At 40.0% G+C, this 16,062-nt stretch carries 10 protein-coding genes; 4 read left to right on the top strand and 6 right to left on the bottom strand.

The genetic code is table 11. The features are described from left to right. Positions 1-274: 274 nt before the first annotated feature. From ACO1O5_RS06975 to ACO1O5_RS06955, 5 genes are all read right to left on the bottom strand, one after another. Complete coding sequence (locus ACO1O5_RS06975; RefSeq protein WP_486269118.1) at positions 275-2,656, bottom strand: ABC transporter permease; 2,382 nt, start codon at positions 2,654-2,656, stop codon at positions 275-277. 49 nt (positions 2,657-2,705) lie between these two features. Then, positions 2,706-5,171 (bottom strand): ABC transporter permease, encoded by a 2,466-nt coding sequence (locus ACO1O5_RS06970; protein ID WP_486269117.1) that lies wholly within the window; start codon positions 5,169-5,171, stop codon positions 2,706-2,708. A gap of 49 nt (positions 5,172-5,220) precedes the next feature. Then, entirely contained in the window at positions 5,221-7,641 is a 2,421-nt protein-coding gene (locus tag ACO1O5_RS06965; RefSeq protein ID WP_486269116.1) for an ABC transporter permease, read from the bottom strand. Positions 7,642-7,676: 35 nt separating this feature from the next. After that, entirely contained in the window at positions 7,677-10,091 is a 2,415-nt protein-coding gene (locus ACO1O5_RS06960) for an ABC transporter permease (RefSeq protein ID WP_486269115.1), read from the bottom strand. Between the two features lie 515 nt (positions 10,092-10,606). Continuing rightward, on the bottom strand, positions 10,607-11,323 hold the full coding sequence (locus tag ACO1O5_RS06955; protein ID WP_486269114.1) for a hypothetical protein: 717 nt from the start codon (positions 11,321-11,323) through the stop codon (positions 10,607-10,609). A 579-nt stretch (positions 11,324-11,902) separates the two neighbouring features. Here ACO1O5_RS06955 and ACO1O5_RS06950 point away from each other — a divergent pair. Together ACO1O5_RS06950 and ACO1O5_RS06945 are read left to right on the top strand one after the other, a co-directional pair. Further along, positions 11,903-12,274, top strand: coding sequence for a hypothetical protein (locus tag ACO1O5_RS06950; protein WP_486269113.1), 372 nt, complete (start codon positions 11,903-11,905; stop codon positions 12,272-12,274). A 125-nt stretch (positions 12,275-12,399) separates the two neighbouring features. Continuing rightward, the gene (locus ACO1O5_RS06945) at positions 12,400-12,951 is read left to right on the top strand and encodes a P-loop NTPase family protein (protein ID WP_486269112.1); all 552 of its coding nucleotides are present in this window, start codon (positions 12,400-12,402) and stop codon (positions 12,949-12,951) included. 27 nt (positions 12,952-12,978) lie between these two features. Here the strand turns inward: ACO1O5_RS06945 and ACO1O5_RS06940 are convergent, their stop codons facing one another. Then, positions 12,979-13,707 carry a LuxR C-terminal-related transcriptional regulator gene (locus tag ACO1O5_RS06940; RefSeq protein ID WP_486269111.1) on the bottom strand — a complete coding sequence of 243 codons (729 nt, stop codon included), beginning with the start codon at positions 13,705-13,707 and terminating at the stop codon, positions 12,979-12,981. A gap of 385 nt (positions 13,708-14,092) precedes the next feature. Between ACO1O5_RS06940 and ACO1O5_RS06935 the strand changes: the two genes are divergently transcribed. Both ACO1O5_RS06935 and ACO1O5_RS06930 read left to right on the top strand, forming a co-directional pair. After that, complete coding sequence (locus ACO1O5_RS06935) at positions 14,093-14,728, top strand: response regulator (RefSeq protein WP_486269110.1); 636 nt, start codon at positions 14,093-14,095, stop codon at positions 14,726-14,728. Positions 14,729-15,101: 373 nt separating this feature from the next. Then, on the top strand, positions 15,102-15,848 hold the full coding sequence (locus tag ACO1O5_RS06930) for a LytR/AlgR family response regulator transcription factor (protein ID WP_486269109.1): 747 nt from the start codon (positions 15,102-15,104) through the stop codon (positions 15,846-15,848). Positions 15,849-16,062 lie beyond the last annotated feature (214 nt).

The following is a 16,062-nucleotide window of genomic DNA, read 5'->3' as shown; positions in this document are numbered from 1 at the left end:
GAAACATATTGCAAAATGATTAAACAGGTTGCAATGCCAATAGATAATCCAAGAATATTAATTGCTGAATAGGCTTTATGGCGTTTTACATTGCGCCAGGCGATTTTGAAATAGTTTCTGATCATAATAAGATAATTTGTTCATAACATGTATGGGTAAATGATAATTCATTTAACGAAATTTATTTCATTCTACTTCCTTATTTTGTGGACCCAAACCCTGCTTACCTTCATATCTTCTGCGCCAAGGGCAGCCGCCCTAACATTCCTCAAATTCATTCGGAACGTAATGATTTCACAGGATTAGTAATGGCCGCTTTTATTGCCTGGAAACTAATGGTAACAAAAGCGATAATCACTGCTGCAATTCCCGCAAAAACAAACATCCACCAGGCAAGACTCGTACGATAAGCAAAATCTCTGAGCCATTTATTCATGAAAATCCATGCCACCGGCGCTGCAATAACAAATGCTATTAAAACCAATTTCAAAAAATCTTTCGAAAGCTGGCTTACAATGTCAGTGACGCTGGCTCCCAATACCTTCCTTACACCGATCTCTTTTGTACGTTGAATGGTACTATACGAAGCAAGGCCCAGCAAACCCATACACGAAATAAATATGGCCAGGATAGCAAAATAAAAAAACAAGTTTCCGAACCGATCTTCACCGCGATATTGTTTGTCAAAAGTCTCATCCAAAAAAGTATAGGCAAAGGGGCGACCGGGAATGATCTCATTCCATTTACTTTCAATATTCTTAATAGTAGCGGGCAGATTCTTTGCAGCCACTTTTATAGACAGAAGTTGGTACCCTCCCGGCTCGATGCGCATAGTGAGCGGCCTGATCGGCTCCTGTAATGACTGGTAGTGAAAATCTTTCACGACACCTATGATCTTACCCTGTCGTCCCCATTGGTCAAACTTTTTGCCCAATGCCTGTTGCGGTGATGAATAACCCATCAACTTTGCGGTAGCCTCGTTGATCACCATAGCCTGCGTAGTATCGGTGGCAAACTCTCTCGAAAAATCACGGCCCGCAATTAGTTTAATTTTATACTGGTCGATATAATCAAAGTCTACAAAATAAATATCAGGGCTGGTCACTATCATATCTCCATGCGGGTTTTCCAATTTCGAATAAGCCGCACCGTTACCACTTCCGGGAACACTCGAAGAAAAAGTAGTAGAGAGTACACCAGGCAATGATGCAAGCGATTGCTTGAATGCCTCCTTATTTTTATCTGCGTTAGTATCAATTACAACAGTTTGATCTTTATTGAAGCCGAGGTCCTGGTTGCGCATGTAATTGAGTTGCGTATAAACTACCACCGTTCCGATAATTAAAATGATAGAGATTGTAAATTGTGTAATTACAAGCGCCTTTCTTAATATCATTCCTTTGGCGCTGTCGGAAAAACGACCTTTGAGAACAACTACCGGCCTGAACGACGATAATACAAGAGCAGGATACAAGCCGGCTATAATGCCGATTATGACCGAGATAAAGAATAATGAAACGATATACATCGGGTGATAATAAACCGGTGTGCTTACTACCTTACCTGCCAGCTGGTTGAATAGCGGCAATAACGACAAACATAGCAGCAGAGAAATGATGAAGGCAACGAAAGAGATGATTACACTTTCTGCAAGGAACTGTCGTGCAAGCTGAAATCTGCCGGCGCCTGCTACCTTCCTGATGCCCACTTCTTTTGCACGCTCAGCGCTTCTGGCAGTAGTAAGGTTTATAAAATTGATACAGGCTATCAGTAAAATAAAGATGGCCACAATTGAAAAAATATACACATTGTTGATATTTCCTGTTTTGCTGCCATCCCGCGTTGAGTAAAGGTATACCCGTCTTAACGGCTCCAGTAGAAAGGCAATACTCATTTGCTGATCCTTCAGTTGTTTCCCTACATGCGATTCTACGAAAGCAGGAAATTTAGATGCCAGCAATGTGGCATCGGTGTTAGGCTTCAGCAACAGGAATGAAACCAGGTTAAACCCTGTCCAAACGCTATCAAGGCTTTGCCCGTTTATTTGTTTTTGTGAGGAAAATGAAACAATCATATCTGCTTTGATCTGCGAATTTTCAGGAATGTCTTTCATAACACCTGTGATGGTTGCATTAATAGACGCTCCTGTAAGAAGTACCGTTTGGCCCACAGGATTTGTGTTGCCGAAATATTTTTTTGCCGCAGTTTGAGAAAGCACAATACTCATTGGCTGCTTAAGCGCAGTCTTTTTATCTCCGTAAATTAGCGGGAAATCGAATATGTCGAACAACGTGGAATCCGCCATAATGGTGTTATCCTCCTGGAACTTATCATTGCCCTTCTTTACCAAAAAACTCTGGCCGCTGATGCGTACAGCGGATTCAACCTCCGGAAAATCTCTTTGCATATTAATAGCAGCCGCCCCCGGCGTCGAACTCCAATTAAGCACATCTGACGGCGTTTTAATGTCGGAAATAATGCGGTAAATCCTGTCGGCCTTCGTGTTGAATGAATCATAACTCGTTTCAAAATGAACATACAGGTAGATGAGAAAGCAGGCGGTAATACCAACGGCAAGCCCCATAATGTTAATAATAGTGAAGGCTTTACTCTTCCATAAATTTCTCCAGGCCGTTGTGAAATAATTTTTAAACATAAATTCGGTTATATTTTTCGTTTAATGGTAATCGTTAACAGTTAGTTGTTTATTCTGTTCTCAAGCTCTTCACAGGGTTGGCCACCGCTGCCTTTATCGCCTGGAAACTCACCGTCAATAATGCAATTACCATAGCACCTGTACCCGCTATTAAAAAAACCCACCAACTTACGGTAGTTCTATAAACAAAATCCTGCAACCACTGGTGTGAAAAATACCAGGCAATTGGCGAAGCAATAACGATAGCTATTATGATCAAAACCAAAAACTCTTTACTCAGCATCGTTGTGATATTGGCAACACTGGCTCCGAGAACTTTACGAATACCAATCTCTTTCGTTCTTTTTTGCGCGGTAAACATGCCCAGGCCAAACAACCCCATACACGAAATAAAAATCGTAATAGTCATCGCTGCATTCATAAGCCATGCCGTCTTTTTTTCCTGTCCGTATAACCAGGTAACGGATTCATTCAAAAAGCTATAATCAAATGGCTGCCCGGGGTATATTTTTTTCCATTGCTGCTCTATTGCCGCAGCAATCGGCTTTACGGCTTTCATATTTGCTTCGGAGGTGGCCAGCTTTATGGCAATACTAAAATCCAATGAAGGGTCATTTACAATTACCGCAGGCTGTATGGCATCATGAAAAGATTGCTGATGAAAATCGGCAATTACGCCAACTATCGGGTATGGTTTTTCATCGGCGCCCATCATGTAAAGCATTTTACCTATGGCATCCTGTGGGTTATTAAATCCGACAGCCTTCGCCATGGTTTCATTGATCACAAATTCTTTCAGGCTATCGCTGTGCAACATGTTTCTGCCGGCAATAATTTTCATCTGGTAAAAAGGAATGTAGTTTTCATCACCGATTTCCATCAGGGGCTGCGTCATTATTTCCTGGCTGCCTTTATATTTAAAGCTGTTCGTCATTTGAGCAAAACCCATAGGTGCATGATTTTGAAGTATCACTTTCTCAACACCTTTTATTTGCGCTACCTGCCGGGCCAGCACTTTTAGCTTTTGATCTTTATCACCCCAGTTGTTTATAGTAATAATGTTATCGGTATTAAATCCCTTGTTGGTTGTATTCATAAAATTGATCTGCTTGCCAATAACAATAGCACTGATAATAAAGACCAATGAAATTGAAAATTGGAAAACGATCAGGGCTTTCCGCAATCCAGCTTTTTCCGTTCCCTGCTGTATAGGTCCACCTTTAAGCGTTAAGACGGGTAAGTAAGATGATAAAACTTTAGCGGGATAAAAGCCGGCCAGTAATGATGTTAGCAAAGTAACAACCAGCAGAAAAATAAGTGTAGATGCATTAGAAAGATGAAACGCTACGCCTTCCGGTATGTAATCTTTAAACAGGTACAACGCCGGGGTAACAAGCAGTATGGAGAGAATAACGGCAATAGAAGTAAGCACCCATGTTTCTGTCAAAAACTGGAGCATGATATTTCGTTTGTTGCTACCCATTACTTTACGCACACCAATTTCTTTGGCACGCTGAATAGACTGTGCAGTAGATAGATTGATGAAATTAACTACCGCTATAATTAAAATGAATAAAGCGACCCCGATTAATGCATACAGCACCGGCATGTAAGCTTTCCTGAAACCATCTCCATCATCGCCGCGATGAAATTCGGTTGTAAAATGGATGTCACTCAAAGGCTGCAGATACATGGATAATTTCGAGCCCGGAGCATCCAGCTTCACATGCCCTTTTATATAGGAAGCAAATCGATTATTTACCTGGGCAGCGGTAACTCCTTTCGCCAGTTTTACAAAAGCCATGGACTGATGCGGGCTAAGGCTGCTCCAATCATCACGCGGAATTTGTTGTTTTAAAAAACTATGCGTAGCCGTGCTGATAGAAATAAAGTCCGTGTACCCAAAATCGGTATTACCCATCCAGTCCTTTACTATACCGGCAACGCTTACACGCAGCGAATCGTCATAGACAACCGTCTTACCGATCATACTGCTTAGAGGAATATCGCCAAAATAGGTGTGGGCTCTTTTTTCTGTAAGCACCACTTTAAATGGTTCACCCAGTACCTGCTTGTTTCCGGCCAGCCATGTGTATTGGAAAATGTCAAAATATTGAGGCCAGGTAATAATGGTTGAAGATGAATACGAATTTGCAATCCTGTTGTCAAATTGCTTCGGCGGCTTATTACCGTCGGGAATGCTTATTGCTACACCGTAGGAATAAACGCCGGCCGCACTTTCAAAACCTGGAATTTGATTGCGAAAACCCGCTACATCATTATCGGGGCTGTTCAAAAAATTTTTTTCACCATTACTTCCCTGCATGTCTCCAACGATCCTGTAAATCCGGTCTCCATCTTTATGAAACCTGTCAAAGCTGAATTCATAGGATGTGATCAAATAGATTACCATGCAGGCACAAATACCCAAAGCAAGGCCAAATACATTTATTGTTGTGTAAATTTTATGGCGTGCAATGTTGCGCCATGCTATTTTGAAATAATTTTTAAACATAAATTCAATTATTATTTTCGTCTATATATAATAGTTAGTACTCCAAAAATTATTCCGTTCTTAAACTCTTCACCGGGTTGGCCACCGCCGCCTTTATCGCCTGCAGGCTAACGGTGAGCAATGCGATTGTTAATGCAAGAATGCCCGCAATTACAAATACCCACCAACCAATATTTACCCGGTAAGCAAAACTTTGCAGCCATTTGTTCATAGCCCACCAGGCAACGGGAAATGCGATGATTGCTGCGATTAATACCAGCTTTGCAAAATCTTTTGAGAGCATACTAACGATACCGCCTACACTGGCGCCTAACACTTTTCGTACGCCAATTTCTTTTACTCGTTGTTCTGCAGCATAAGTAACCAGGCCGAACAAACCCAGGCAGGCAATAAATATGGCAAATATGGCAAAGGTTATAAACAAGGTTCCCGTTCGCTGTTCCGCCTGATAGATATTATTGAAATCAGCATCCATGAAGGTATAACTGAAAGGCTGGCCTGGCACCATACTATTCCATTTGCTGTTAACTGTACTTATAATGGAGGGAGCGTTTTTTGCATTGATCCGCAATGCGATAGATCCACGATTGTCGCCCAATTGCATAAGAAGCGGTCCTACATTTTGGTGCATGGAGCTGAAATTGAAATCTTTTATTACGCCTATTACATGATACTTAAGAGAACCGGATATAATGTCGCCGCGACCGTAGTTTGGACGATACAAAGTCTCTTTATATGGGTCTTTAAACCCAAGTACTTTAACAGCGGCCTCGTTTAAAATGACCCCCATGGAATCTGATGGAAAATCTTTTGAAAAGTTGCGTCCGGATTGCATCTTCATGCCGAGCGTGGGAATATAATTTTCATCAGCGAAAAAATTGGTAAAGATGATCGCCTTGGATGCGTCGAATGTTGCATCACGAAACCAGCCCTCCTGGTCAAAATTAGTCCCGGTAGGAAGATCGCCTGAAATGGTTGCCTGCGTTACCCCCGGGATGTTCAACAACTCATTTCTAAAAGTCTTTATTTGATTATCTAAATACCAGGTATTGTGCAATACCATAACCTGGTTGCGGTTGTAACCAATTTTACGGCTGCGAATAAAACCGAGCTGGTTGTAAATAACAATCGTTCCTATAATGAGCATGATTGAAATACTAAACTGGAACACTACCAAACCGCTGCGCAGCCAGTTGTTTTTAAATCCTTTGGAAATCTTTCCCTTTAAAACATCTATGGGTTGAAAAGAAGACAGATAGAATGCCGGGTAACTACCGGCAACACATCCTACTACCAGCATCAGCGCAATCATAACGGGAAACAGCCACGAAGAAAACAATGTGCTTACATGCATTTCCTTTCCGGCAAGCTGGTTAAATAATGGAAGCAGGCAGGCAGATAATATGATTGCTATCAACAAAGAAAAAAAACTAATTAGTAAAGACTCGGTAAGAAATTGTGTAATAAGGTGCGAACGTAAAGAACCTGCTACTTTCCTGATGCCTACTTCTTTGGCACGGTTAGCTGAACGTGCCGTGGAAAGGTTCATGAAGTTGACACAGGCAATCAATAAGATTAAAATCGCAATTACTGAAAAAATATAGACATAAGTAATGTCTCCGTTAGCTTCAAATTCATAGGATTTGTTAGAATGTAAATGAATATCTTTCAAGGGCATTAAATGATAGATAAAATGCCCCCCTTTGCTCTCCATATCTTTCAGTGAAGAATGCAACTGGCTTAGCAGGTCCTTCGCCAGATAATTATTGATCGTTGCGTTAACATAACCCTGCATGGTTGCCTTGCTAACACCCGGCTTTACCAGGATATATGAATGTGCATTATTACTCAGCCAGTCATCCCGCCCTTTACCCTTCGGGCGAATAAAACTAAAATGAAAATGAGATTGTTTCGGAATATCTTTTATAACACCTGTGATTTTACAATTGGTTGTATTGTCTACATATAAAGTTTTGCCAACAACATCAGTGCTATTGAAATATTTTTTTGCCGTGGTTTCATCAATGACAATTGAATTCGGTTCATCTAAAGCGGTCAACGGATCACCTGCAATCATCGGAATGGTAAACACCTTAAAAAAAGTGGAGTCGGCAAATACAGCGTGGTGATCCTGTATGTTCTGATTTCCTTTTTTTATAAGTATATCGCCCTGGTAGTTCAGCCTGACCATTTGCTCCACGTCGGGATAATCGCTTACCAACCTGGGTGCCAGTGGATCCGGCGATACCGACGCCGTAAATTGCGTTCCATTAAAATAGATGTCAGCATCCAGCCTGTAAATTCGATCAGCATTAACATTGTAGGTATCATAATTTAATTCATCCCTCACATACAACACAATTAATAAACAAACTGCAAGACCACTCGCAAGACCAACAATGTTAATTGTTGAGAAACCCTTGTTTTTCCAAAGGTTGCGGAGTGCAATATTTAAATAATTTCTAAACATGGTCTGCATTTTATAATTAAGTTGTAAGCGTTTATTCATTCGGTGCGCAACGACTTCGCCGGGCTAGCAACAGCGGCCTTGATTGCCTGGAAACTTACCGTTAGCAAAGCGATTAATAATGCGGCTAACCCGGCAAGAGCAAACACCCACCAACTAATATTTATTCTGTACGCAAAATTTTCCAACCATTTGTTCATCGCCCACCAGGCAACGGGAAATGCAATGATAGATGCAAGCAATACGAGCTTTACAAATTCTATTGAAAGCATTTGTGTTACCTGGGTTACACTTGCGCCCAACACTTTTCGTATGCCTATTTCTTTGGTACGTTGCTCTGCTGTGTAAGTGGCTAATCCAAACAAACCAAGACATGCGACAAATATGGTGAGCAGGGAAAAAATATTAAGCACGGTTCCGGTCTTTTGTTCAACAGCATACGTTTTGTTGTACAAGTCGTCGAGGAATGAATACGTGAACGGTTCGTTCGTGTTGTATGCATTCCAGTTTTTTTTCATGGTAGCCAATAAGCCCGCGACATCGGTGGTTTTTATTTTAAAGATTAAACCACCTTCAGGCTCCAGGCTCATGAATAACGGACTTATCGCTTCGTGCAAAGATTTAAAATTGAAATTCTTCACAACACCAATTACATGATAGGGAACATTGGTCCCTCTGTCACTATTCTGCCTTATTATCGTTTTACCAACAACGTTAGTATTATTCCAGCCGAAAGATTTTGCTGCAGTTTCATTCAGGATGATTGCGGCAGAATCACTTTTAAAATCTTTGGAAAAGTTTCTGCCTGCTACTATTTGCATACCGAATGTTGGGATATAATTTTCGTCAACATGAAAATCTACCCCGTCAACAACCAGGTTATTATTACCCAGCGGATAAGCCAGTGCATTATTATAGTTGCTTGGGCCGGCAGGCTTATACCACGACATAGTTGCATTTATAATCCGCGGATCCTGCAACATCTGTTGTTTAAACACGTGTTCATTATTCCCTAACACATAAGAGTTAGGAATGGTAAGCAGTTGCTCTTTGTTATAGCCAAGGTCTTTGTTTTGTATATATTTCATTTGCTGATACACTACAATTGTTCCAATAATTAATGCAACTGAAATAAAGAATTGAAATACCACTAAGCCACTCCTTAAACTAAAGTTCTTATGACTGGCAGTGAGTTTTCCTTTTAATACGGCGATTGGTTTAAATGAAGAAAGATAGAACGCAGGATAGATGCCCGCAATAATTCCCACCAATATTCCTAATGCAATAAATGCAAGTATCGGTTTGGTATCGAGCGTTAAATTTTTACCGGATATATTATTAAACGCAGGCAATGCAAGCTGTGTTAACACAAATGCAATAGTCAATGCGATGATCGCGATCATCATTGATTCTGATAAAAATTGCCTGATAAGTTGAAACCTGCCAGAGCCCGCAACTTTTCTTATGCCAACTTCTTTCGCCCTTTTCGATGCACTCGCAGTAGACAAATTAATGAAGTTGATGCAGGCAACAATCAACATAAAAATGGCAATGCCCGCAAACATATACACGTATGTTGCATTGCCGCCCGGCTCAAATTCAGTAGTCGTATCTGAATGCAGGTGAATATCTTTTAAAGGTTGCAGTGCAAAACCAAGGCTATTGCCTTTTGTCCTGAATTCCTTTAGGCTCAAACCCATCTGCTGTTGAATTTGAGGGCCCATATATTTTTCAACCATTGCAGGAAAACGGGCTTCCATCTTCCTGAGATTGACGCCGGGATCTAATAAGAGATAGGTATGATAATTACCACCTAACCATGTATCAGATTTAGCATTTGCCCAACCGGTGATCGAAGCAAACATATCAAAATGAAAATGCGAATTGGATGGAATATTTTTTATAACGCCTGTAACTTTATATAACCTGGTGCTATCTAAACTTACAGCAAGTGTTTTGCCTATCGCATCTGAATTTCCAAAATACTTTTCTGCAGTTTGTTGTGTAATTATAACAGCATCGGGGTTTTCTAAAGCCGCTTTAGTGTCGCCTTCTATTAGTGGCAAAGTAAAAATGCTAAAGAAGTTTGGGTCAACCATTGCAAACCGGTCATCTTTAAACACGGTGTTGTTGTAAGTAATTTTAGGTGTGCCGAAACCTAAGATTCTCGTCGCATCACGCACTTCCGGAAAATCTTTTTTCATGGTTTGTGCAACCGGCGGCATAGTTACACTTTCGTTTATTTTACCGCCATTCAAATTTGCCTGGAATACAACACGTACAATGTTATCTGCGTTTTTATTGAATCGGTCATAACTCAGTTCATCCTGCACATATAACATGATGACAAAACACAAGGCAATACCGATAGACAACCCAAGAATATTAATGGCGGAAAACAGTTTATTTTTTTTGATGTTTCGCCACGCAGATTTGAAATAATTTTTAAACATATATTTTGTTTTAAGCAAACAGCGATCAGCTGTCAGTTAATTCATTCCGGGTTAGAAATATTTGAGGCACATTACCCCGCAATTAATTTCAACCATCATACCAATGATCTATCGCATTGATATTTAATCCATAAGCAAGTAAATTTGGGTTGGAGACTGTCCGTTAACGAACACCTGTATATATAAACCGAACAATTTAAGATATCTGCGGCCCGGTCTGTAGAACTTACGATTCAACCATTTCCGGTCTTATTGCAATAGGCACCCCTCGCCCGGAAACAGTCAATATAACTTTGAGCTGGAAAATGGAAACAAAAAATATTAATGACCCGTATCATTAACGATGCCGGATTAACGAACGAGACATTCCTGTAATTTCGATAATACTCAATTATAGAAACAGATAAAAATAAATTGGCGCTGTATTGCCTGGAAAGTACCATGGCGCCTGTCTCCGGGAAGTTAAAGGAAAAATATGAACAGTGCCTGGCCTGAAGACTATCGCTGTTCTTTAGTTATACGTATCTTGCATTAATGACGCCGGCCGGCATATAGGCAGGATTCTCCGAGCGGGAGATACGGTTATTTTTTAACACGAAATATTGCAACCATGCACCCGTAATAACAAGGCTGCCGGCTGGAAGCGGAATTTTAAATTGCAATGCCTGCGCTGTTATCGCATTTTCGTTATAAGGCACCTGTATCCGCTGAACGCCACCGCCAATCGGTATACCCGTTTTCAACATACATCCTGAAACAGCTATCACAAGTTCTAACATCACGGTTCCTGCCGGCGCAAACACTTTTTTTACAGGAACAAAATCGTTTACGCCTACCGTTATAAGATTCGCACCCGTCCTGGTAACGGTTATGGGTACCCTGAAACGTTCTGTAAAACTATCTCCATCCGTAAACTGGAAACCGGTGATATAAGGCGCTACATCACAGGAAGCAAGGGTATCCACGTCGCATAAGCGTAGCCATTTGGCAATCGCCCCCGCGAACCTGCTCTGCATGCTCCTGTTTTTTGGAGCCGGAATTACTGCATACAATCCTTTACGTAAATGACTCGAGACCCTCGATGCGATACCAAAATTTTCACTTCTTATTTTAGTGGCTACCGTCTGTTGTATGCCTTCTCGTTTAAGACGGACGCAGTTTTTGTCCATACGACGGTATAGCACTAAATTACCTACCGTGCCGCTCATAAATACGTCTGTTACTCTTGCCATGTGTTTAACTTTTATTTGGTGATACAATCACTGCTATTTCCCTACAGGATGATCCATACTTAACCTATCCTATCAGCGTTACGAGTGCATTAATTAACGCACTGGTAACGCAGTGGAATAGTATCATTAACGCAGATGACATGTCCTTAGTATGAAGCAAGGATAAATTATTTCAACGGACACTGGTGTTTGCTGCAGGGAACTCAAAGGACATGGCGTAACTTGCATTTGAAACAGGATGGTAAAAAAATTGTCAAAACTCAAGGGAGGTCACGGGAGTATTGATGTTAAACGCGATATTTCAGGGAACGATTTGAAATTATTAGCTGGATGTCCTGGTACTGCAGTTGCTCCCATGCACCAAAATTTTTTATCAAAATAAAGCAGTAAGAATTATTCCACACAAATAAGAAAATTATACACATTCTTATACAAATAAGCCCTCAACCTGCGAAAAGACACAGGTAATTCCAACAAAATATTTAAAAACTTGCGGAATGCCCGTGTCTTGTACAATAAATCATCAAGAAAGGGCTATTAGTATAACCGACATTCTTTAAACCAGTAAAAAAATACTTTATGAATAAGACAATAACCGGCAGGGATATACGCAACCAATTAAAGGCTGATTTGATAGGAAAAGATTCCTATAGGGGAGTAACGCTAACCTACACCTGGCTGGCCAACCAATTTGGGCATATTTCCCTTGGGTTTATTCCAACTTTTATCCTTTATATCGTTTTGTCGCGGTATTACGGTAACGATTCAGCATCAATACGGGCTGCAGTCTTTATATCTGCCGCCTGGTTTATATTTGAGACGTTCAATTTCCTGGGACCCCTTCTCCTGGCGAACCCCTTTAAAAAAAAAATGCCGTCGCTGAGCCATCGCAACAATACGTTTTCCAGCCGGCGTGGGGAAATGTTGCTTTTGACACCATCACAGACATAGGCTTTTTCTGGTTCGGCGCATTTTTTGCAAGCTCGCTTTGTAACTATTCGTCTACGTCGGTTTCCATACTATTGATTTTGGCTGGCCTTTTAATTTACCCGGTTTATTATTGGTATCCCACCAAAATGTATCTGCAAATTCCCCAATATCCTTTTCAGTTCAGGCTTAGCCAATGGCAGTCAGTACAAATAGGACAGGAGGCTATTCATAACATCAATAAGTTCCTGAACAATAAACATAATGGAATGCACTTGTTAATATTCGGATCAAAGAATAGCGGTAAAACAAGAATAAGTGTGGGTATTGCCACTGAGTTATCAATAAAACATAAACCTTGTTATTATATTACTGCCATGAAACTCTTTAGTCATTTTTTTGACCAGGATGAGAGCCCGTCAAGTTTATGGAACTGGCGTTCATCATCCGTGTTGGTTATTGACGATATTAATGCAGGCCACCCCATTAAGCAGGACCTTATTTCGCCGGAGCATTTTTTAAAATTAGTAGATACTTATTCTGCCCAAAATGAAAAAAACAGGAATGCTATCAAGAATACAAATACTATATGGGTATTAGGCAGCAGTGATCCGGGTAAAAACCTATATGGAGAATGGCACAAAATGTTGGAGAATATCGGTGTTGACCAAAAAAATATTCTTTCGGTACACCTGCCTTAACGGACTTCACCGGTTTAAATCATGCCCCTACTTTAAGATGTGGTTGTCGTACGCAAAACTTATCAGGTGGGTAAGACTCTTAACGTTGAATCTTTTGTACATTGGAATAATTCTTTTTTCAATTGCAGACTGGGAGACTTTGAAATGGCTGGCAATTTCCTTAAAGGAATATCCCTGTGCTACCATTGCAAGTGCCTCTTTTTCTTTATTGGAAATGGCGTAGTGATTAAATAATTGCTTATTCAGTTCCTCTTCAAATTCCGATTTATCAGGACCGTAGGCCGCATATCTCATTATGGTACCTAAGTTAATGCTGCGGTTAATTTGCGACCTTCCAATAATGGCAGTCACCGTTCCGTTTTCGCTGCTAAAAACGCCCACCTTTGATATCAGGGGGACATGAGTTCCATCTTTATGAATTTTTTTCAACTCTATTGTAAAGCTATACTTGTCCAGGTCTTGCGAAACAGTGTTTATGAATTTCAACGCCTTATCATTCAGTTCATTTGAAAATGGTGCATATTCAGGTGTGGTAATGCCTACAATGGTAAGCATCGTTATTTCCTCGTCCTTATAACCAAGAATTTCTTCCCATCCGTCAGCATAAATCATTTTGCTTTCCTTGAAGGAATAGATATAAACTGCCTCTTCAGGAAACCTTGGAATTGTTTTTCGAAAGAATTGGGCTTCCTTACTTTTTAAGTCAGCCGGTACGTTTGTGATGTACGACTTTGTATATTCTCCGGGCGTTGGCATTAAATGGATATGAAATTAAAAAAATAGAAAAAAATAATTACCTGCGTGTTTTCGCAGTTGGCTCCCTTACCGTATAGCGATAATTTTGTATTGACAATTTAGCGACCATCTGAAACCATTGCAAATTAACAACTTATTCAACAGTAAGATTATCTAATCCTTTAAAAAGCCATTTTCGACTAGCTAAAAAATACACCTTTTTTCTTAAAGACATTCCTCTCGTAACCCCCACACGTTTTTTAAGAAAAAAGGTTATTTTTTTGATTTAGCAAAGATATGAATGCCGTGTCAAATTTTAAAAAACCCCTAAACACCCGGATGATATTATTCGGATTGAAAATTAGAATAATGTATTAAATTTTATTACAGGAGACAACAATTTAATATGCCAAATATTTTAATAGTTGATGATCACATTGTAATAACTACTGGCTTAAAAATAGTTATAGGTAGTTTTTTGCCCAATTCGGTAATCGATGTGGCAAATGAAGGAGATAAGGCCTTTGAAAAAATTAAACAGACGAATTACGATCTTATCATAATGGATATCGCATTGCCGAACACTGATTCGTTTAATATTGTTAGTAACATACTTGCTATAAAGCCGACCTCGAGGATATTGATGTTTAGCATGAGCCCGGAAGAAATGTTTGCAAAAAGGTACCTCAGGATCGGCGCTTTGGGATATATAAATAAGGATGCACCCTTGAATGAAATAAAAAATGCCATTGAAAGTGCACTTAAAAACAAACGATATTTAAGCCCTGAATTAAAGGAAAAACTTGCGCTGGAAGCGCTCAGTGATGATCACTACGAAAATCAATTTGATAAGTTATCGCCGCGTGAATTTGAAATAGTTCAACACCTTGTACATGGAGATTCGGTGTCGGAAATTTCAAGGAAATTGAACTTGCATACTTCAACCATAGGAACTCACAAGGCTAAAATATTTGAGAAACTCAGGTGCGAGAATATTGTTGAACTGGTAGCAATGGCAAAAATTCATAATCTAATTTACTGATCACTTTTTTGCAAAAGCGTTTGGGTTTTTCTCACTTCAGAGTCCCAAATGCATTTTTCTTATGATGCCGGGCAATCCTTCCATCAATTCCTTTACAAACTATTGAATCATTATTTGTTACGGGTTTCATTAAAATTTGTAACTTCATCGCTGACTAACTGCCCATCCTGATAATAAGGGTGATAGTTATGGATAACACCGCTAAAAGAGAGTTTAACAACTAAATCAGCTGTCGGTTATATTTACCGCCTGGAAATAGGTTTACTATGTTTTAAAAATTAGCAGCGTAAGTAAGTTGACAAGTAAACTCTACCCCCCAAGGGAGAACAAGATTGCCTTAATAGCAGCTTTAGTTCTACAATTGAGAATCGCGATGCATAAATTGATTAAAATACTGGTAGTAGAGGATGAAATGATCATCGGCGCAAAAATATCGATGTACCTCTCGACGCTCGGGTATGAAGTAACGGGTATTTTGCCGCGTGGTGAAGAAGTTTTGAGCCATGTGAAACAAGATACACCCGATATTATTTTACTCGATGTACACCTTAAAGGAAAAATGGATGGAATTGAAACAGCAGCCAGCATCGAACAATATTTCCAGATTCCCATAATTTATATTACTGCAAACGCAGACAATGACACGTTCAACCGCGCCAGGAAAACGAGGCCTGCTGCCTTCATTTCAAAACCCTTCAAAAAACTGGACCTGCAAAGAGCTATCGAACTTACTATCAGCCGCATGGCAACGCCTGAAAATGTGCCTATTGCTGCTACGGATACACCTGATGAAGAACCATTCGTGTTAAATGACCGAATTTTTATACGGTATAAGGAAAGAATGGTTAAGCTTATGATTGCAGACATACTATACATCGAAGCAGACCGCAACTACAGTCGCATTTATACTACAGACAAAGAATACTTGCTGTCAATAACTCTTAAAGCAATTGAAGAAAAATTTGCAAATCACCTTTTTCAAAGAATTCATCGATCTTATTTCATTAACCTGCAACGGGTGGAAGCGATTGCCGAAGATCATGTAATTATCGCACAAAGAGCCATACCGGTAAGTGAAAGCCTGAAAGTACATTTGATGCAGCATCTTCAAAAATTGTAAGTGAGCGCGGAGCAATAAAAATATTGCGACCTTACAGGTTAAAAGCTAATCCTGCAAGCCATGAGAAAAATATTCACGTTTTCCATCCTTTTCATTGCTGTTCAATTTACTTATAGCCAGGTTAACCCTTACGATAGCCTGGAACTTCAGTTTGCGTCGGCACAGGCGGACACTCAGAAACTGGAAATACTGAAACATTTGGTGGACCTTGCTT

It is taken from the genome of Ginsengibacter sp. (assembly GCF_057362405.1).
The sequence above is the reverse complement of the archived record's forward strand: the minus strand, read 5'-3'. Positions and strand labels throughout refer to the sequence as shown.

Excerpts from the sequence above, each read along its gene's own strand:
- ACO1O5_RS06975 (WP_486269118.1), bottom strand. The coding sequence starts at position 2,656 with ATGTTTAAAAATTATTTCACAACGGCCTGGAGAAATTTATGGAAGAGT.
- ACO1O5_RS06970 (WP_486269117.1), bottom strand. The coding sequence starts at position 5,171 with ATGTTTAAAAATTATTTCAAAATAGCATGGCGCAACATTGCACGCCAT.
- ACO1O5_RS06965 (WP_486269116.1), bottom strand. The coding sequence starts at position 7,641 with ATGTTTAGAAATTATTTAAATATTGCACTCCGCAACCTTTGGAAAAAC.
- ACO1O5_RS06960 (WP_486269115.1), bottom strand. The coding sequence starts at position 10,091 with ATGTTTAAAAATTATTTCAAATCTGCGTGGCGAAACATCAAAAAAAAT.
- ACO1O5_RS06955 (WP_486269114.1), bottom strand. The coding sequence starts at position 11,323 with ATGGCAAGAGTAACAGACGTATTTATGAGCGGCACGGTAGGTAATTTA.
- ACO1O5_RS06950 (WP_486269113.1), top strand. The coding sequence starts at position 11,903 with ATGAATAAGACAATAACCGGCAGGGATATACGCAACCAATTAAAGGCT.
- ACO1O5_RS06945 (WP_486269112.1), top strand. The coding sequence starts at position 12,400 with ATGTATCTGCAAATTCCCCAATATCCTTTTCAGTTCAGGCTTAGCCAA.
- ACO1O5_RS06940 (WP_486269111.1), bottom strand. The coding sequence starts at position 13,707 with ATGCCAACGCCCGGAGAATATACAAAGTCGTACATCACAAACGTACCG.
- ACO1O5_RS06935 (WP_486269110.1), top strand. The coding sequence starts at position 14,093 with ATGCCAAATATTTTAATAGTTGATGATCACATTGTAATAACTACTGGC.
- ACO1O5_RS06930 (WP_486269109.1), top strand. The coding sequence starts at position 15,102 with ATGCATAAATTGATTAAAATACTGGTAGTAGAGGATGAAATGATCATC.